This window comes from Enterobacter cloacae complex sp. 394F7 (genome assembly GCF_057320385.1).
Genome location: NZ_JBXWCS010000004.1, coordinates 235296 through 252757 on the forward strand (window position 1 = coordinate 235296; position 17462 = coordinate 252757).

Annotated in this window: 18 protein-coding genes and 1 pseudogene; 7 read left to right on the forward strand and 12 right to left on the reverse strand. The window is 56.1% G+C overall.

The annotated features are described in order from the left end of the window. Nucleotides 1–96: 96 nt before the first annotated feature. Both AC2FAK_RS08105 and AC2FAK_RS08110 read left to right on the forward strand, forming a co-directional pair. Nucleotides 97–1155, forward strand: coding sequence for an SDR family oxidoreductase (locus AC2FAK_RS08105; protein ID WP_095454787.1), 1059 nt, complete (start codon nucleotides 97–99; stop codon nucleotides 1153–1155). A 73-nt stretch (nucleotides 1156–1228) separates the two neighbouring features. Next, entirely contained in the window at nucleotides 1229–1675 is a 447-nt protein-coding gene (locus AC2FAK_RS08110) for a hypothetical protein (RefSeq protein ID WP_095454786.1), read from the forward strand. Nucleotides 1676–1796: 121 nt separating this feature from the next. Here AC2FAK_RS08110 and AC2FAK_RS08115 read toward each other — a convergent pair whose 3' ends face one another. The 5 genes from AC2FAK_RS08115 to AC2FAK_RS08135 form a co-directional block, all read right to left on the reverse strand. Further along, entirely contained in the window at nucleotides 1797–1982 is a 186-nt protein-coding gene (locus tag AC2FAK_RS08115) for a hypothetical protein (protein WP_154606845.1), read from the reverse strand. Between the two features lie 10 nt (nucleotides 1983–1992). Beyond that, on the reverse strand, nucleotides 1993–5067 hold the full coding sequence (locus AC2FAK_RS08120) for an efflux RND transporter permease subunit (RefSeq protein WP_095454785.1): 3075 nt from the start codon (nucleotides 5065–5067) through the stop codon (nucleotides 1993–1995). Further along, nucleotides 5064–6212 carry an efflux RND transporter periplasmic adaptor subunit gene (locus AC2FAK_RS08125; RefSeq protein WP_095454784.1) on the reverse strand — a complete coding sequence of 383 codons (1149 nt, stop codon included), beginning with the start codon at nucleotides 6210–6212 and terminating at the stop codon, nucleotides 5064–5066. Before AC2FAK_RS08125 ends, AC2FAK_RS08120 begins: the two co-directional genes overlap by 4 nt. 78 nt (nucleotides 6213–6290) lie before the next feature. Then, nucleotides 6291–7487 (reverse strand): sensor histidine kinase, encoded by a 1197-nt coding sequence (locus tag AC2FAK_RS08130; protein WP_095454783.1) that lies wholly within the window; start codon nucleotides 7485–7487, stop codon nucleotides 6291–6293. After that, nucleotides 7484–8179 (reverse strand): response regulator, encoded by a 696-nt coding sequence (locus AC2FAK_RS08135; protein WP_038419267.1) that lies wholly within the window; start codon nucleotides 8177–8179, stop codon nucleotides 7484–7486. Before AC2FAK_RS08135 ends, AC2FAK_RS08130 begins: the two co-directional genes overlap by 4 nt. A gap of 90 nt (nucleotides 8180–8269) precedes the next feature. On the opposite strand from AC2FAK_RS08135, the gene AC2FAK_RS08140 reads away from it, so the two are divergent. Further along, the gene (locus AC2FAK_RS08140) at nucleotides 8270–9058 is read left to right on the forward strand and encodes a MipA/OmpV family protein (protein ID WP_038419268.1); all 789 of its coding nucleotides are present in this window, start codon (nucleotides 8270–8272) and stop codon (nucleotides 9056–9058) included. 129 nt (nucleotides 9059–9187) lie between these two features. On the opposite strand, the gene yajD is transcribed toward AC2FAK_RS08140, so the two are convergent. Then, nucleotides 9188–9535, reverse strand: a complete 348-nt coding sequence (yajD, locus tag AC2FAK_RS08145) for an HNH nuclease YajD (RefSeq protein ID WP_006808895.1) — start codon at nucleotides 9533–9535, stop codon at nucleotides 9188–9190. 178 nt (nucleotides 9536–9713) lie between these two features. Between yajD and AC2FAK_RS08150 the strand changes: the two genes are divergently transcribed. Then, nucleotides 9714–10739, forward strand: coding sequence for an LLM class flavin-dependent oxidoreductase (locus AC2FAK_RS08150; protein WP_311379463.1), 1026 nt, complete (start codon nucleotides 9714–9716; stop codon nucleotides 10737–10739). A gap of 17 nt (nucleotides 10740–10756) precedes the next feature. On the opposite strand, the gene AC2FAK_RS08155 is transcribed toward AC2FAK_RS08150, so the two are convergent. Beyond that, nucleotides 10757–11794, reverse strand: coding sequence for an AI-2E family transporter (locus tag AC2FAK_RS08155; RefSeq protein ID WP_020688252.1), 1038 nt, complete (start codon nucleotides 11792–11794; stop codon nucleotides 10757–10759). 131 nt (nucleotides 11795–11925) lie between these two features. On the opposite strand from AC2FAK_RS08155, the pseudogene AC2FAK_RS08160 reads away from it, so the two are divergent. From AC2FAK_RS08160 to mdtI, 3 genes and pseudogenes are all read left to right on the forward strand, one after another. Further along, nucleotides 11926–12096 (forward strand): annotated as a pseudogene (locus AC2FAK_RS08160) (protein YdgV). Between the two features lie 116 nt (nucleotides 12097–12212). Next, complete coding sequence (gene mdtJ, locus AC2FAK_RS08165; RefSeq protein WP_029882799.1) at nucleotides 12213–12575, forward strand: multidrug/spermidine efflux SMR transporter subunit MdtJ; 363 nt, start codon at nucleotides 12213–12215, stop codon at nucleotides 12573–12575. Continuing rightward, nucleotides 12562–12891 carry a multidrug/spermidine efflux SMR transporter subunit MdtI gene (mdtI, locus tag AC2FAK_RS08170; RefSeq protein WP_013096842.1) on the forward strand — a complete coding sequence of 110 codons (330 nt, stop codon included), beginning with the start codon at nucleotides 12562–12564 and terminating at the stop codon, nucleotides 12889–12891. Before mdtJ ends, mdtI begins: the two co-directional genes overlap by 14 nt. A 28-nt stretch (nucleotides 12892–12919) precedes the next feature. On the opposite strand, the gene AC2FAK_RS08175 is transcribed toward mdtI, so the two are convergent. The 5 genes from AC2FAK_RS08175 to puuE all read right to left on the reverse strand — a co-directional run bounded on the left by AC2FAK_RS08175 (nucleotide 12920) and on the right by puuE (nucleotide 17448). Beyond that, the gene (locus tag AC2FAK_RS08175) at nucleotides 12920–13738 is read right to left on the reverse strand and encodes a trypsin-like serine peptidase (protein ID WP_013096841.1); all 819 of its coding nucleotides are present in this window, start codon (nucleotides 13736–13738) and stop codon (nucleotides 12920–12922) included. A 102-nt stretch (nucleotides 13739–13840) separates the two neighbouring features. Next, a complete protein-coding gene (ydgU, locus tag AC2FAK_RS08180; protein ID WP_020688251.1) occupies nucleotides 13841–13924 on the reverse strand; it encodes a small membrane protein YdgU in 84 nt (27 codons plus the stop codon). Nucleotides 13925–14014: 90 nt separating this feature from the next. Further along, on the reverse strand, nucleotides 14015–14389 hold the full coding sequence (gene asr / locus AC2FAK_RS08185; protein ID WP_095454782.1) for an acid resistance repetitive basic protein Asr: 375 nt from the start codon (nucleotides 14387–14389) through the stop codon (nucleotides 14015–14017). A gap of 149 nt (nucleotides 14390–14538) precedes the next feature. After that, the gene (locus AC2FAK_RS08190) at nucleotides 14539–16026 is read right to left on the reverse strand and encodes a carboxypeptidase M32 (RefSeq protein WP_095454781.1); all 1488 of its coding nucleotides are present in this window, start codon (nucleotides 16024–16026) and stop codon (nucleotides 14539–14541) included. A 150-nt stretch (nucleotides 16027–16176) separates the two neighbouring features. Further along, nucleotides 16177–17448, reverse strand: coding sequence for a 4-aminobutyrate transaminase (gene puuE / locus AC2FAK_RS08195; protein ID WP_095454780.1), 1272 nt, complete (start codon nucleotides 17446–17448; stop codon nucleotides 16177–16179). Nucleotides 17449–17462: the final 14 nt, after the last annotated feature.

Consider the following 17462-nt stretch of genomic DNA (forward strand, 5'->3'; position numbering starts at 1 on the left):
TCGTGATTCTGCTTATAAATGCCATCGGATTTGGGGGATATATCAGAAAAAAGTAATAGATCACACTGTGTCTGTCACCCCTTTCGGAGAAACACCATGAATACGACGCAGCAACACAGGGTCGCGCTGGTCGCTGGCGCCAGCGGGATTGTTGGCAACCAGCTGGTCAAAACGCTTTTGCGCCATCAGTGGGAGGTCATTGGCCTGAGCCGCCAGGCGGTATCTCACCCTGAAGGCATTGCGATGGTTAATGTTGATTTACTGGATGCGCAGGACAGCGCGCGGGCACTGTCATCGCTCAGCGGGATCACTCATGTGTTTTACAGCGCCTGGGTCAATGCCGCGAACTGGACAGAGATGGTTGAACCGAACGTCACCATGCTGCGCCATCTGGTCAGTAACCTCGAAAACACGGCCCCCCTTGAGACGGTCAGCCTGATGCAGGGCTACAAAGTCTACGGCGCGCATCTTGGCCCGTTCAAAACCCCGGCACGTGAAAGCGATCCCGGCGTACCGGGCGCGGAGTTTAATGCGGCCCGGCTCAGGTGGCTTAGCGATTTTCAACGGGGAAAAGCGTGGCACTGGAGCGCCATCCGGCCGGGCGTGGTGGGCAGCACGGTGCCGGGTAACGCCATGAATCTTGCCCTGAGCATCGCGCTGTACGCATCGCTGTGTAAGGCGCTGAATTTACCGCTGCGTTTTCCCGGCGCCGAACAGACCTGGCACAGCATTGTTGATCATACAGACGGTGAATTGCTGGCAGAGGCGACCGTGTGGGCCGCCACGTCGCCGGTAGCAGAGAACCAGGCATTCAATGTGAATAACGGTGATATCTGGCGCTGGAGCGAGCTGTGGCCACGCATTGCACACTGGTTTGAACTGGAGTCTGCACCCCCGGTCCGGCTCTCATTTCAGCAGTTGTTTACGGACTACCGCACGGTATGGCGCGAACTCGCCGCAGCTCGCGGGCTGGTGGAAAGCGATATTTTGCAGCTGAACGACGGACAGTTTGCCGACTTCGTGTTTAGCTGGGATTACGATATGTTTGGCGATGGCAGCAAGCTGCGTCGGGCCGGGTTCACCGCCATGCGGGCCACCGACGAGATGTTTTTCAGCCTGTTCGCACAGCTCAGGGCGGCACGCATTATTCCCTGACAGGGGGGGATGTTGTTCTCAGGAACGAACCCGTTATACTCGCTCATGACTGTGATCAACGGGATTGGTGAATATGCGGGAAGCAATCAGCGTTTTATTAATGGCTCTGCCGGTTATTGGGTTATATCTGGTGATAAGGAATGGAGTGAGGTCATTTCGCCAGCCAAAACGCATCGTTTCAGATGCCCAGGGCAAGAAGAAAATATCCACTAACCCGTGGTTTTTTGATTGTTTTTTCCGCAAGGTTTATTTTTATGATGACCGCTATTTTTATGAAATTCAGAAGGATAGAACCACTCAGGTTGAACTGACCAGAATAGTAAACATTAAGCCGGGATCGACGATGGTCAATAATCGTCGGATCTGGTCAGTAAGCTATGTTGAAAACGGAAGGGAAAAACAGGTGCAGTTTTACCCGAACGTAACGATGTTTAATCATAATTTCTCTGCTTTTTTGATAGCGGTAAAAAACGCCAATCCACACGCCGATATTAAAGATCTTTCCGTTTTCAATTTCTGAATGCCACCATGCGGCATTCAGAGACGATCCAGCCAGTCACTAACCATTAACGCATCGACGCTCTGAACGCGGTACCCGCCAGCCCGTGACAAATCGCGACGATGCACCTCCAGCGCATTGATCAGACCTTCGGCCTCCTGGCAACGAAGGAGGACGCCAGATCCTGCTGGGCAATATGCTGAAGACCATCACCGCAAATGGCATAAAGACACAGCAACTGGCGGAAGAGGATATTGCTGAGGTCCTGAGAACCCATTTTGCGCTGACGGCCGCGTAACGGATCGGGGGACAATTTCGCTTTCAGCACAGACCGGGTTTTATACGCTGTGCCGGTTGCGTAAACCGTCCCCCCACTGTAATAACAGACTGAACGACGCGGGCAGTACCGTGAGTGTGACCAGCGTCGCGACCAGCAACCCCCCGATAATGGCATACGCCATAGGTCCCCAGAATACCTGGTGCGAGATGGGGATCATGCCCAGAATGGCGGCACAGGCGGTCAGACAGATAGGTCTGGCCCGGTGCTCTGCGGCTGCGATAATGGCGGCATCGTTCGTCATCCCCTGAGCCAGATTGCTGTCAGCTTCGCCGAGCAGGATCACCGCGTTACGAATGATCATGCCCGCCAGCGCGATCACGCCCAGCAGGGCGACGAACCCCATCGGTGTTCCACCCGGCAGCATCGCCAGAACGATGCCCGGTAAGCCAAACGGGGCCATGAACAGGGCCAGAAACATCCGGGAATAGCGTCGTAGCTGAAGCATCAGCAATAACACCATAATGACCAGCGTCACCGGAAGAACGGTAAAGACAGAGCGGTTTCCTTTATCGGATTCCGCAACCGCGCCGCCTTCCTCAATACTGTAGCCCGCAGGCAAACGGGCACGCAGTTTATCCACTGCCGGGCGCAGCGCTGCGGAGACGACCTCGGCTCTGAGTCCCGGCGCAAGGTCAGTTTGCACGGTGATAAACGGCAGGCGCTGGCGACGCCAGACAACCGGATCGTCCACACCCCAGACCGGCATTGCGACAGCACTGAGCGGAATTTTTTTGCCATCGTTCCCCTCAACGGTCAGTGACGACAGTGTGGCCAGATTAAGACGTTCACTGTCTCTGGCGCGGAGCACCACATCCACCAGCCGGTCATTATCCCGTATTGAGGTCACGACGCTGCCGGACCAGACCGTATTCAGCGTCCGGGCCAGACTTTCTGACGACACGCCCGCAGCCCGGGCTGCCGTCTGATTCACCTCAAGGGTAATCACTCTCTCCGGTTCACCGGCGGTCTGGTTGACTTCACGTGAGAGCGATGACTGACCAATCACTTCCGTCAGGTGATTCGCCAGCGCCCGAACCTTCACATAGTCCGGCCCGCTAACCCGGTATTTGATTGGCCAGCCGACCGGGGGGCCGAGCTCCAGGGGCGATACGCGTGTGATGATGTCGCTAAATTGCGTCGCCAGTATCTTGTTCAGCTGTGCGTGCAGACGGTCGCGGGCGGCGAGGTTTTTCGCGACCACCACCAACTGGGCACTGTTTTCATTCTCCAGCAGCACATCCATTGGCAGATAAAAACGGATAGCGCCCGATCCTACGTATGTTGAGTAATGATCGATATTGCTATTGCCTGCCAGCGCCTTCTCCAGCTTTTCGGCCTCTCTTTGCGTTTCCGGCTGTGAGGCATTGGCCGGAAGCGTCAGGCTCACCAGCAGCTCTGGTCTGTCGGAAGCGGGAAAAAACTCACCCTGCATAAAGGTCGTCCCGTATATGGACAAAACCAGTGCGGCAAGGGCGCAAAGCACGGTGGTGAGTCGGTGGCGCAATACCTTACGCAGCAGCCAGTGATACCCGCGTGCGAGCCGCCCCGGGCCGGAGGCATGATGCCTGACGTTCTCCGGCAGCAGCCATGTTCCGGTCAGCGGTGAAAACAGGATCGCGACCACCCATGAACACAGCAGGGCAATCAGCACGACCGCAAACAGAGAAAAGCAGTATTCACCCGCGCTGGATGCCGCAAAGCCGACCGGAATAAATCCGGCGATCATCACCAGTGTGCCGGTGAGCATCGGGAATGCCGTCGTTGTGAACGCCCGGGTTGCCGCTTGCCGACGGGAATCGCCAGCCTCCAGACGAGAAACCATGGTTTCCACGGTGATCATGGCGTCATCCACCAGCAGACCCAGCGCAATAATCAGTGCCCCGAGCGAGATGCGCTGCAGGCCAATCCCGGCCAGCATCATTCCGGCGAAGGTCATGGCCAGAACCAGCGGGATTGCCGCAGCCACAACCAGCCCCGCCCGTAGCCCCAGAGAGACAAATGAAACGGCCAGGACGATAACCACCGCTTCAATAAGAACCCTGATAAAACCACTCACCGCGTCACTGACTATCGCGGATTGATCGGCGACCTTCACCATCTCGATACCGTGCGGCAGCCCGGCGCTGAGGGCGGCCACTCTTTGATTCAACGCGGCGCCAAAGCGCAGCATATTGCCTGTCGGCGCCATTGAAATCGCCAGCCCGATGGCCGGTTTTCCGTTAACCCGGAACGCCGGTGAGGGCGGCTCGGCGCTTTCCCGGGAGAGGGTGGCAATGTCGGTCAAGGGAATATAACGATTGTTAATATGCAGCGTGACCGCGCGTAAACTCTCCTCTGAGGTGAGCGCACCGCTGACGTGGAGTGCGATGTTCTCCTGCCCCGTGCGTATGATGCCCGCCGGGACGACTGCATTCTGCGCCCTGAGCGCCTCCGCAACCTGCTGAATATCCAGACCCATCCCCGCCAGACGGGCCGGGGAAAAGGCCAGAACCATCTGTTCCTGCTGTTCACCCAGCAGGGTGGTTTTGCCGATATCCGGCAGGGACATCAGCTCCCGACGCAGTGTCTCCACCCGATCCCGAACCTCCCGCAGGGTATAGCCTTCGGGGATGAAGCCATAAATTGTGCCGAACGTGTCGTCAAATTCGTCGTTGACATCAGGGCCCTGAACGCCTTCTGGCAGAGACGGAGCGATATCCTGCATTTTCTTCCGCACCTGGTACCAGATATCCGGCACCGTTTGCGGCGGCGTATCATCGCGCAGGTTGACATGAATAACGGTGCGTCCTGCCCGGGTTTCGCTTTCGATATAATCAAGCCAGGGGATCTCCTGTAACTTTTTCTCAAGCGTATCCGTCAGCAGACGAGTCGTGTCCGCTACCGATGCTCCCGGCCACTGCGCGGAGACCACGGCCGTTTTGATGGTAAACGCCGGATCTTCGTTGCGCGGCAGGCGCTCGTAACAGAACACGCCCATCGCCATCACCAGCAGCATAAAGAAACTGACCATCTGCTGATTTTTAAGCGCCCAGGCGGAGAGGTTAAATGTCTCTTTTGTGATTCTCATGTTCATGGCTGCTCCTCCCCGGCAATCACCCGTTCTCCTGAGCGTAATTTGCTCACGCCAGCCGTAATCACTCTGTCACCGGGCGCAAGACCGGAGGCGATGATGACGGAGGAGGCCGTGTAACGTGCAGGCACAACCACGCGCAGTTGCGCCTGAGATTGCCGGTTGATTACAAACACAGCGGGCTTGTCTGCGTAACGACTCAGTGCCGAGGCCGGAAGGACGTAACCGCACGCGGCACTGGAGGGCAGGGTTACGGTGACGCTGGCACCCAGTGCCATGGCGGCGGGCGGGTTGTTCAGGGTGGCTCTGACCCGCCAGGTACGGGTCAGGGGATCGGCCTGAGGTGTGATATCGCGTAACACCGCTGAAGCATAGACCGTCGGGTCGCTGAGCAAGGCGACGCGGAAATCAGCCTTATCTGGTGAGGGGATCTCATCAGGCGCGGCAACATCAAACACCACATCGCGGGCTTCACCGGTCGCCAGCGTCAGCACCGACTGGCCTGCGCTGAGAATCTGGCCCGCAGAGGCGCTGACCGCGGTAATGATACCTTCCTTCGGCGAGAGAAGGCGGGTCCAGCCCAGACTTTCCCGGGCGTTGCGCAGTGCCGCCTCGCTACTTTTCAGACGCGCGCTGGCGACAAGCCAGTCTGCACGGGCTGTGTCGAGTTGTGTGCGGGCTATAGCGCCAGTGGGCATCAGCGTTTGCATTCTGTTGACGTTGAGCGCGGCAATCTGCGCTGAGGCTTTGGCACCCTCATAGTCAGCGGTGGCCGCGTCGAGCTGATTTTGTCCGGTGGTATTGTCGAGGGTCGCCAGCAGTTGCCCGGCGGTAACCCGGTCGCCAATATCGACGACGCGCGTGAGGATCCTGCCCCCGGTACGGAAACTCAGCGTCGTCTCATCATGGGCATGGATCTCACCGGTTCTTTCCAGTGCTGGCAGCGTTTTCGCTGAACCCACCACACTGTAGCGTACCGCCCGCACGGGGTTCGGCGTGTTTTCGTGTTTATCGCCGCAACCGGTTAGCGGGAAGATAGCCAGGGCAAGTATCACCAGGGGAATAAAGTGTAGCCAGGAAAGGGTGCGCGCCACGCTGTATACATGATGCAGGCTGTGGCGGAGGGAGAGAATGAATTCGTCTGACATAACGCCGCTCCAGAAAAGGGATGGCGTTATTTAATCGGCTGTTCATCGAGAAAGATTCGATGTTGTGTCAAGGGTTTATCAAGAGCGGGAATTTTCCTCGTCACAAGCGCGCCAGGGCAGCTGGATGCGCACCAGAAGCCCTCCGGTTTCTGGTAATGACGCGCTAATACTTCCCCCATGCGCCTGACAAATCGCCTGCGCAATTGATAAACCGAGGCCGCTGCCACCGGAGTGCCGGGCGCGTGATTGTTCCTCGCGGCTAAATCGCTTAAACATGTCCGGTAAAAAGTGCTTTGATACACCCGGACCGTCATCGGCGAATTCGAGGGTGTACTGCCCCTGGGCATAATGCAGCACCACCTCCAGATGGCCTCCCTCGCGTCCGTAGCGGAGTGAATTCTCCATGAGGATCGTAAACACCTGTCCCATACGGAACGCATCGCCTCTGAAGGGGCATGGGCGCGGGTTACGCAACGTTATCGTAAAATTATGCGCATCGGCCTGTGGGGTTATCCAGTCTGCCCGCTCCTGAATCAGCTCATCCAGACGGAATGGCCTGTCTTCAAGCACAAGATTTCCCGCATCAGCCAAAGAGAGAAGGTGCAATTCATCGGTCAGCCGGTTGAGGTGCTGGAGCTGTTTCATCACCATCCCCAACTGCTCCGGGGTGGCGTCAAACACGCCGTCCATCATACCCTGCAGACGTCCAATGGCTGCCGTCAGGGGAGAGCGCAGCTCATGTGCCATGGCAACGTGCGAGGCGCGAAGCTCCTTTTCATAGCGAGCCAGTTGTCCGGTCATGGTATTAAAGTCAGCCGCAAAGCTGATCATTTCTGCGGGCGCATCTTTCACCAGCTCTGCCTGTCGGCCAAACTGCCCATCGGCCACATCTTTGGCCGCATCACGAAGACAGCTGAACTGCAGCGCCAGAGGACGAGCGTGCTTAAGTCCCATCACCACAATGAAGGGGATCATCACCAGCACCAGCAGAGCCACGGTGACCCAGTCAGCCGAGGCGATAGACGGGGTGGAGTAACTGAGCCCCCACCAGCTGTCTACAATATCGTGAAAGCGGGCCGGGTTTGACTGCGGATTCTGGCTGAGCGTGAGAAACTCCTGCCGGACCGCTGCGGGCATTTTGCCCATTATCCAGTAGTTCTGCACGGCGTAACGCAGCCACATACAGGCTGCTATAACAATCACGCTGCCAATCGCCAGCGCCAGGATGCGCGCGCAAATCCAGCGCCAGAGGGAGGAATGACGGGTCTTTATCATGGCTGTCTGAACCTGTAACCCACGCCGCGAACGTTAACCAGCACGCCGGAAAGACCCGCGGCTTCGAGTTTTTTACGCAGGTTATAAATATGGGTATCCACCACCCGCTCCAGGGCCTCGCTTTCCGGCAAACAGTGCTCCAGTAAATATTGACGGGAAAAAGGACGCGAAGGTGAACGCATCAGCGTGGTCAGTAGCGAAAATTCCGTTGGGGTCAGATCCAGAACCCGCGGCGTGTTGTCATCATTGATGATGCTCGCCACAATGGCCGTGACATCCACCTCCAGCGTCTGCCAGCGAAGGATCTCTTCTTCGCGCGTGTTTTTATTGCTCCGGCGCAGCACCGCCTGCACCCGTGCCACGACTTCACCTGGATGATAGGGTTTAACGACATAGTCATCAGCCCCGTATCTCAACGCGCCGATGCGATCGGGCGTATCGCCCATAGCCGTCACCATGATAACGGGCACATCGCTTTTGCGACGCAGGCTGGCCAGCACCTCAGTTCCGTTGAGTCCGGGAAGCATGACATCCAGCAAGACAAGATCGGGTTTCCAGCGTTGCGCCATCTCCAGCCCGGCCAGCCCGTCCCCCGTGACGGTCACATCGTAATTTTCACGGCGTAAATAAGCTTCAAGTACGCCAGCCGCATCGGCATCATCTTCAATAATCAGCACTCTTCTGGACAACATCTGTTCACCTTGACCGTTTCTTAACACTATCCCGACTATTCATTGATTTAGCCAAATCATACTGCGCACAACGTAGAAGTGGAGACCAGTATGATAGCGAGAAAAAAAGCCCTGTATATGACCGTTCCGTTTCTGATGACGGCAGCATCCGGCGTACACGCCGATGAGGCACAAACGTCTTCCGACTATTTGACGATTGGGGCAGGAGGACGCTATGCGCCTCGTTATTCAGGCTCTGACAAGCAGGTATGGCAAGGGGTTCCTGTTTTACAGGGGCGCAAAGGTGCATTCTTTATTGATGCGCAGAAAGGCATTGGATATGACCTGCAAAATGACAGCGGCGTGTACCTTGAACATACGCTGGGTTACGACCTGGGGAGGGCGGACGAAAACGCCAGCTGGCGCGAGGGAGCGAATAATCTGAAAGGGATGGGAGAGATCGATACCAGCCTGAATACCGGACTGGCGGTCGGCTGGCAAATCACTTCCTGGCTGAGTGTGGAAGGCAAAGCGACGCTGCCTGTAACGGACAGTCAGGGGGTAAACTACCAGGCCTCTGTTACGCTGCTCCCTCTACAAACCAGTCAGGACACGATTGCTTTTCAGTCTGCATCCCTGTTTGGCGACAGCCGTTACCTCAATACCTGGTATGGGGTCAGTCAGCAGCAGAGTCAGCGCTCCGGTTATAGCCGTTATTCAGCGCCCGGTGGATTCTACGGTATAGACAGCAGCCTGACATGGAGTCATCAGTTCGATACCCATTGGGGCACGGTACTGAGTGCCGACTACACCTGGCTTGGGGAGCATGCAAATAACAGCCCGATCGTATCGCGACGTAACGAAGGCGCTGTCACCGCCGCCATCACCTGGACATTCTAGTGTAGTGGTGAGAGATGCGATCTTCCTCGGCGTAGCCGGGGTAATCATTACGGCCATCTATGTCATTACCTGGTACGTCTATGTATACGGGTGAACAGAGCTGGCCGGAGCGAGAAAATTCCTGGAAGATTATTTCTTCTTGTTCATCATCGCTTTCAAATCAGCAAACGGATTAAAGGTGGCGACACCCACATCTTTTTGCGCGTCTTCTCCCGCGACAACGGTGGTGCCGTACTGATCCGCCTCGGTGTACTTCGAGTGTTCATGATCGTGGCAAAACAGGCACAACAGCTCCCAGTTACTGCCATCTTCCGGGTTATTGGTATGGTCGTGATCGATATGGTGAACCGTCAGTTCCCGAAGGTTGGAATAGACAAATTCCCGTGAGCAGCGCCCACAGACCCATGGATAAATTTTTAATGCTTTTTCACGGTAGCCGCTTTCCAGCCGCGCGTAGTTTTTAGGGATCAGAGCCATTGCCGGTTTTACCTGCCAGGAAAAGAGTGAGCGAAATTATATCCCATTATGGAACGCAATAGCGATCTGCTCAGGTCAGTCAATTTATTTGACGCTTTCCGTTAAATAAACGGCATTTATTGTTGCCTGGTAATGCGTAGAGTAGAAGAAACGCAACACATTCTCAGGATTACCCCTTATGAAAAAGATCGGATTTTTATCATTTGGTCACTGGACGCCGTCGCCACAGTCCGGTACCCGAACCGCAGCGGACACGCTGCTGCAGTCCATCGACCTGGCCGTGGCCGCTGAAGAGCTGGGTGCCGATGGCGCTTATTTCCGTGTGCACCACTTTGCCCGCCAGCTCAGCTCGCCGTTCCCCTTGCTTGCGGCGATAGGCGCAAAAACCAAAAACATCGAAATCGGTACCGGCGTGATCGACATGCGGTATGAAAACCCAATGTACATGGCGGAGGATGCCGGGGCGGCGGATCTGATCTCTGGCGGGCGTTTGCAGCTGGGAATTAGCCGCGGCTCGCCGGAGCAGGTGATTGATGGCTGGCGTCACTTTGGCTATGTCCCGCAGGAAGGGGAAAACGAATCGGATATGGCGCGTCGTCATACCGAGGTGCTGCTTGAGGTGCTGCGCGGAGAAGGGTTTGCGAAACCAAACCCGCAACCGATGTTCCCGAACCCGCCGGGCCTGCTGCGCCTGGAGCCTCATTCCGAAGGTTTACGCGACCGCATCTGGTGGGGCGCCGGTTCAAATGCAACGGCGGTCTGGGCCGCCAGACTGGGCATGAACCTGCAAAGCTCAACGCTGAAAGACGATGAAACCGGCGAGCCGTTCCATATTCAGCAGGCAAAACAGATCCGCGCGTATCGTCAGGCCTGGGCTGAGGCGGGCCATACCCGTCAGCCGCGCGTGTCGGTGAGCCGCAGTATCTTTGCCCTGATGGACGATCGTGACCGGATGTATTTCGGGGCCAGCCGCAACGACAACGATAGCGTGGGCTATCTGGATGAAAAAACGCGGGCGATTTTCGGGCGCAGCTATGCGGCAGAGCCCGACAAGCTGGTTGAACAATTGAAGCAGGACGACGCGATAGCCGAAGCGGATACCCTGTTACTGACCGTACCGAATCAGCTTGGCGTGGACTACAACGCGCATGTGATTGAGTCGATCCTCAAACATGTGGCGCCAGCAATGGGCTGGCGCGAGTAGGTAAACTGACGGGTTGCTCAGCCTCTGTGGCTCATATCGCTCAGCAGTACGGCGATACTTTGCCCGCCCGCCGTCTGCTCAAGCGCAATCTTGACGATGATGGTCAGCGGAACGGAGAGCAGCATGCCAACGGGGCCGAGCAGCCAACCCCAGAATATCAGGGACAAAAACACCACCAGGGTCGAAAGCCCGAGCCCGCGTCCCATCATGCGCGGTTCAAGAATGTTTCCGAAGACCAGGTTAATTACCAGATAACCGGCCAGCAGAATCAGGGCATCATACAAACCACTGAAAACCAGCACCTGCAGAATAGGCGGGATGGCCGCCAGCACGGAACCGATGTTGGGAATATAGTTAAGCGCAAAGGCGAGCAGTCCCCAGACGAACGCAAACCGCACATCCAGCGCAACCAGCATGCCCCAGACAACACACCCGGTGACGAGACTGATCGCCGTTTTCAGCACCAGATAGCGGGAAACACTGTCCAGCGCACGCTGAATCGCGCCCATGCCTTCCACCGGCCGAACCATTATATGCTGCAATTTGGCAGGCAGTTGCGGCACCTCCAGCAGCATAAACACCACGGTTAAAAACAGCAGGAAAATAGAGGTCATGGCGTTGGAGAGCTGCGCCAGCAGGCTGGTGACGAGGGTCATGGCCGCGTTGGGATCGATATACTTCAGCAGTTCCTCAACGGAGACTTCAATGCCCGCGCGCTGCAGCCAGGGTTCAATCTGCAACAGCGGTATCACCAGCGACGAGCGGTATTTCGGCAGCGTGCGCGCCAGTTCATTCAGGGACGTGCCCAGATAAGCGACCAGCAGCACCATCGCGATAATAATGATGCTGATGAGCAGGGTGATCGCCAGCACGCGCGGTATGCGTATCCGCACCATGCGCTGAACCAGCGGGTTAAGGATCACTGCAATAAACAGCGCCAGAATAAAAGGCACGATAATATCGGCGGCAAAACGAACGCCCGTCAGGATGATCACCAGCATACCGAGCATGATGACAATCTTGAGGCCGTTCAGGGTAATGATGGGTTTAGCCATGGCAATTCCTGCGTATTTTTTTATTTATAATAAAGGCGAAAGGCGTTTAATAAACTAACCAAAATCAAACGGCCTCGGTAAAGAATTGAAAAGACTTTGAGTAAAATCCTGGCTTATGGTACAAATTTAGCGTGTTTAACTACCGAGGACAATTTTGATCCGCAAAGACGAGAAGCAACACCGCGGATAATTGTAATTTTATGGACAATTTGTTCAGGACGTATTCTTCAAACCATACTGCTGCATTCTCCACCTCTTTCTTCCTTGTGTCCGGTGAGCAACACTGGCGCAACGCGCTATAGTCACGTCTTCTGCCTGAGCTGGCGCTATGCGCTTAGCTATCTGATTTAATTTCCTTTTTTGGGTTTGCTGTTCGCAGCGAGCCGCAATGGATTATATTCTCAAGCAGGAGAAAAACATGTTTTACTGGATTTTATTAGCCCTGGCTATTCTCGCTGAAATTACCGGCACGCTGTCTATGAAATGGGCAAGCGTCAGCGATGGCAATACCGGTTTTATTTTAATGCTGGTGATGATTTCGCTTTCCTATATTTTCCTCTCGTTTGCGGTGAAGAAAATCGCGCTGGGGGTGGCTTATGCCCTCTGGGAAGGTATCGGTATTTTGTTGATTACGCTGTTCAGCGTTTTGTTATTTGACGAAACCTTATCAACAATGAAGATCGCCGGATTGACGACGCTGGTAGTCGGGATTGTGCTGATTAAATCGGGTACACGTAAACCGACAAAACCGCAGAAGGAGCAGACCCATGCAGCAGTTTGAATGGATCCACGCGGCCTGGCTGGGGTTCGCCATTGTTCTGGAAATTCTGGCGAACGTGTTTCTGAAATTCTCTGATGGTTTTCGCCGTAAAGTTTACGGCCTGATGTCGATTGCCGCTGTGCTGGGGGCGTTTAGCGCCCTGTCTCAGGCGGTCAAAGGTATCGATCTGTCAGTAGCCTATGCCCTGTGGGGCGGGTTTGGTATTGCCGCGACCCTGGCAGCAGGGTGGGTGCTCTTCGGCCAACGGTTAAATAATAAAGGCTGGATCGGCCTGGTATTGCTGCTGGCCGGTATGATTATGATAAAACTCGCCTGATGACGTCAGGCGAGGCGGCGCTGGCCTGTTATTGTGCCAGCGCTTCCAGCTTGTCGCGAAAACCGGTCACCGAGAGAGCACGGTTATCCGCGCGCCATCGGTCTTTGGCCGCCGGGGCTGAACTCTGCACACCAATCAACTGCCAGCCGTTATCCGTTTTCAGCATCAGCGGTGAGCCACTGTCGCCCGGTAACGTATCGCACTGGTGAGAGAGTACGCTGTTTTGCGCCCAGCCGGTCACAATGCAGTCGGTGTGGGTGTACAGCGTATCCAGATGATCGACCGGATAACCGGATTGCGTCACCTTGCGATCGACGGCTTTCAGCGCGGCGGTCAGCGCGGCTTTATCGCCATCAAACAGGGGCAGAGGAGTGATACCAGAAGGCGGGTAGCGCAAAATGATGAGACCGAAATCCCAGGAGGCCGCAGCGGGCGGGACTATCCAGCCGTCGCCGTCCGGTTTCAGGCGCTTACCCAGCGAAGGGTCAACCCGGCCTTCAATCCCGTGAATTTCATAGCGCCACATCCCTTTCTGAGACACAAATCGCAGTACCACGGCTTTGTCGGGTTTGCCGTCCGGCGGCGTCAACAGGCAATGGCCTGCGGTCAGGGCAAGCTGAGGGGTAATCAACGTGGCGGTGCATAAGTTACCGCTGGCGGTTTCCAGTTGCCCGATGGCATCCCACGGGGCCTGGGTAGGATCGGCGACACGCGTACGATCATCATGACCGAAAAACAGCGTTTTAAGCTCTTTCGCGCTAATGGTGTCATCATCGCCATCATCCGCATGCGCGAATCCAGAAAAAAGAGCAAACGTTCCCAGTAATAACACAACAGATTTACGCATATCACACTCTGGTGGGGGTAATTATGATTATTAAAAGTGAACCCTATGAAAATACTATAGACGGGACAGCGCTAAAGTGGGAGTAAAATCAGCGTGCTACGATCAGGAAAGATAAAACTGGCTTGCGATGAGCGCGCATAAAATAAGCAGGATAAGGATCAACTCAAACCGATAGCGTCGCAGCATACGCCCTCCGGATAAAAAAACGGCGCTGTATTGAAAGGTTCAGCGCCGGTTTACCAACGTGCCCCGAAGGGCACGGTTTAGCTTGTACTCTTACGCAGCTGGCTGAGCAGCTGGTTTAGCAGCTTCGTGTTTTACTGCTTTTTTGTGATGCTTTTTAGCGGCCTGAGCTTTCTGCTCTACAGCGGGTTTAGTCGCTTTTTTGTGGTGCTTTTTGGCGGCCTGTGCTTTCTGCTCAACAGCAGGTTTAGCGGCGTCTTGTTTTACGGCTTTTTTGTGGTGCTTTTTAGCCGCCTGCGCTTTTTGCTCAGCAGCAGGTTTAGCGGCTTTGTGATGTTTCTTGTGGTGTACCGTTTTTGCCGGTGCAGCGGTGGTTGCAGCAGGAGCAGTTGCAGTAGTCTCAGCAGCGAACGCAGCAGAAGACAGACCCATAGCAGCGGCAACAACCAGAGCTAATACTTTATTCATGTTCATACCCTCGAATTTGGTTTTTCATTTAACCCCACTGCGGGGCCGTTGAAATAACTATATCCCTGTAAATTCGGGGTTTCCGTGAGTGATTGGTATCGGCGTGTAACCGTTTGTACAACGCCGGGGGCTTTCCCCGGCGTGGGTCATTACAGGTAACGCGAGGTCAGGTGTTCACGGAAGTAGCGGATATTCAGATCTTCTCCCGTCGCCTGGGTGATCAGCTGTGATGTGGTAAACCGGCTGCCGTGTTGCCAGACGTTCTGGCGCAGCCAGTCAAACAGGGCCAAAAGATCCCCGTCAGCGATAGAGGCCTGCAGACCTGGCAGTGCCGTTTTCGCGGCATGGAACAGCTGCGCGGCGTACATCGCCCCCAGCGTATAAGACGGGAAGTAACCGAATCCGCCGTCGGTCCAGTGGATATCCTGCATACAGCCGTTGCGGTAGTTGTCTTTGGTGGATAACCCGAGCCAGGCCTGCATTTTCTCATCCCACAGGGCCGGGATGTCCTCCACCTCGATATCGCCATTGATCAGCGCCCGCTCAATCTCATAGCGCAGCACCACGTGTGCCGGGTAGCTCACTTCGTCGGCATCGACGCGGATATAGCCCGGCTTCACGCGCTGGTTCCAGGCGATAAAGTTCTCTTCGCTAAACGCCGCCTGGCTACCAAAACGGGCATGAACGGCAGGGAGGAGATGTTTCAGGAACGCCTCGCTGCGGCCAAGCTGCATCTCAAAGAACAGACTCTGGGATTCGTGGATTGCCGTTGAACGTGCCAGGGCAACGGGCTGACCGGCCCACGCGCGCGGCAGGTTCTGTTCGTAGCGCGCGTGTCCGGTTTCGTGGATCACACCAAACAGGGCGCTGAGGAGTTCATCTTCGTCATAACGTGTGGTAATGCGCACATCTTCCGGCACGCCGCCGCAGAACGGGTGTGCGCTCACGTCCAGACGACCACCGTTAAAATCGAAGCCGAGCATCTTCATGGCTTCCAGCCCCAGCTCACGCTGCGTTGCCGTCGGGAAAGGTCCCTGCGGCGGGACGAACGACTGCTTTGCCTGTTTTTCGACCACATTTGCCAGCAGATCCGGCAGCCAGGACTTCATATCAGCAAAGAGCACGTCCAGGCGCGCGCTGGTCATATCCGGCTCAAAAATATCGAGCAGTGCGTCGTAAGGGGAGCAACCTTTGGCATCCGCGCGCAGACGCGCCTCTTCGCGGCTCAGTTTGACCACCTCTTTCAGGTTGGCGGAAAAACCCTGCCAGTCGTTGGCCGGACGCTGGGTACGCCAGGCGTGTTCACACTTGTTGCCCGCCAGCGATTTGGCTTCCACCAGCGATTCCGGCAGCAGCGAGGCCTGTTGATATTGACGCGTCATTTCGCGCAGGTTGGCCTGTTCGACATCGTTCAGATCTTCACCTGCCGCCGCAGCCAGCAGGTCGCCCACTTTTTTGTCGGTCAGGATCTGATGTTGCAGGACGCTCATCTCCGCCAGCGCCTCACCGCGCGCGGCGCTGCCGCCGGGCGGCATCATGGTGAACATGTCCCAGCTGGCGATGGAGGAGAGGTGTGAGAAGCGGGAGAGACGCTGGAAAGTTTTCACAAGTGACTGATAGGCGGATATTTTTTGCAATTCTTATTTCCTCTTGCCAGGGATCTGTTTCAGGGAGCATACAATGAAACAGACCAAATTCCCCAACATTTCCCACCCGGAGGAAATCTGTGCCGATCTCCTGCGTTGAAACCGTCGCCGGCATGCCGGCAGACGGTTTTCGGTGGGCGCTTAGGCCTTATCACGCATAACCTGTTGCAGGATCGCCAGCGCCTGGGTGAACTGGGCATCCGGAATGGTCAGCGGATAAAGGAAGCGGATCACGTTGCCATACTGGCCGCAGATCAATAACAGCAGGCCCTGGGCAAGTGCCTTTTGCTGGATCGCCTGCGCGATGGCGGCCGACGGTTGACGGCTCTCGGGATCAAAAAACTCCGCCGCAATCATCGATCCTCTTCCCCTTATCGCCACGAGCGCAGGGAAGGTGCCCTGAATCTCTTCCAGGGTGGCTTTCAGTCGATCGCCCAGATGCCGGGCGCGGGCGCACAGTGACTCGTTGTCGATAATATTCAGCACCGCGTGCGCGGCGGCCACCGCCAGCGGGTTGCCTGCATAGGTCCCCCCCAGACCGCCGGGCGCCGGCGCGTCCATGATTTCGGCGCGGCCCACCACGCCGGACAGCGGCATTCCGCCTGCCAGGCTTTTCGCCATCGTCATCAGGTCGGGCTTGTCCGCGTAGTGTTCCATGGCAAACAGTTTACCTGTACGGGCGAAGCCGCTCTGCACTTCGTCGGCAATCATCACGATCCCGTGTTCATCACAGATACGGCGGATGGCGGCCACCAGCTCTGGCGGGGCGACGTTGAAGCCGCCTTCACCCTGAATGGGTTCAAAAATAATCGCCGCTACCTGTTTCGCCTCAATGTCTGCTTTGAACAGACGTTCTATCGCCGTGATGGCATCCTGCGTCGTGATGCCGTGCAGCTCCGAGGGATAGGGCACGTGATAAACCGACCCCGGGAAGGGGCCAAATCCCAGCTTATAAGGCGCGACCTTGCCGGTTAATGCCATGGTCATATAGGTTCGACCGTGAAAGCCTCCTCCGAAGGCAATCACGCCCGGTCTGCCGGTGTGGGCCCGGGCGATTTTAATGGCATTTTCCACCGCTTCCGCGCCCGTTGTGAAGAATGCCGTTTTGGCCGGGCTCTGCACCGGAGCCAGCTCGTTAAGTTTTTCGGCTAATGAAACGTAGCTTTCATACGGCACAATCTGGTAGGCCGTGTGGGTGAACTGGTGAAGCTGTTTTTCCACTGCGGCCACCAGTTCAGGATGACGATGGCCGGTATTCAGTACCGCGATCCCGGCGGCGAAATCAATATAGTCGTTGCCTTCCACGTCGGTAAGCGTGGCATTCTCCGCCGAGCGGGCAAAGAAATCACACATTACGCCTACGCCGCGCGGGGTGGCAGAAAGTCTACGCTGATGAAATTCCTGGTTACTCATGTCAGATACCCTTT

Coding starts and splice junctions, on each gene's coding strand:
- AC2FAK_RS08105 (WP_095454787.1), top strand. CDS start 97: ATGAATACGACGCAGCAACACAGGGTCGCGCTGGTCGCTGGCGCCAGC.
- AC2FAK_RS08110 (WP_095454786.1), top strand. CDS start 1,229: ATGCGGGAAGCAATCAGCGTTTTATTAATGGCTCTGCCGGTTATTGGG.
- AC2FAK_RS08120 (WP_095454785.1), bottom strand. CDS start 5,067: ATGAACATGAGAATCACAAAAGAGACATTTAACCTCTCCGCCTGGGCG.
- AC2FAK_RS08125 (WP_095454784.1), bottom strand. CDS start 6,212: ATGTCAGACGAATTCATTCTCTCCCTCCGCCACAGCCTGCATCATGTA.
- AC2FAK_RS08130 (WP_095454783.1), bottom strand. CDS start 7,487: ATGATAAAGACCCGTCATTCCTCCCTCTGGCGCTGGATTTGCGCGCGC.
- AC2FAK_RS08135 (WP_038419267.1), bottom strand. CDS start 8,179: ATGTTGTCCAGAAGAGTGCTGATTATTGAAGATGATGCCGATGCGGCT.
- AC2FAK_RS08140 (WP_038419268.1), top strand. CDS start 8,270: ATGATAGCGAGAAAAAAAGCCCTGTATATGACCGTTCCGTTTCTGATG.
- yajD (WP_006808895.1), bottom strand. CDS start 9,535: ATGGCTCTGATCCCTAAAAACTACGCGCGGCTGGAAAGCGGCTACCGT.
- AC2FAK_RS08150 (WP_311379463.1), top strand. CDS start 9,714: ATGAAAAAGATCGGATTTTTATCATTTGGTCACTGGACGCCGTCGCCA.
- AC2FAK_RS08155 (WP_020688252.1), bottom strand. CDS start 11,794: ATGGCTAAACCCATCATTACCCTGAACGGCCTCAAGATTGTCATCATG.
- mdtJ (WP_029882799.1), top strand. CDS start 12,213: ATGTTTTACTGGATTTTATTAGCCCTGGCTATTCTCGCTGAAATTACC.
- mdtI (WP_013096842.1), top strand. CDS start 12,562: ATGCAGCAGTTTGAATGGATCCACGCGGCCTGGCTGGGGTTCGCCATT.
- AC2FAK_RS08175 (WP_013096841.1), bottom strand. CDS start 13,738: ATGCGTAAATCTGTTGTGTTATTACTGGGAACGTTTGCTCTTTTTTCT.
- ydgU (WP_020688251.1), bottom strand. CDS start 13,924: ATGCTGCGACGCTATCGGTTTGAGTTGATCCTTATCCTGCTTATTTTA.
- asr (WP_095454782.1), bottom strand. CDS start 14,389: ATGAATAAAGTATTAGCTCTGGTTGTTGCCGCTGCTATGGGTCTGTCT.
- puuE (WP_095454780.1), bottom strand. CDS start 17,448: ATGAGTAACCAGGAATTTCATCAGCGTAGACTTTCTGCCACCCCGCGC.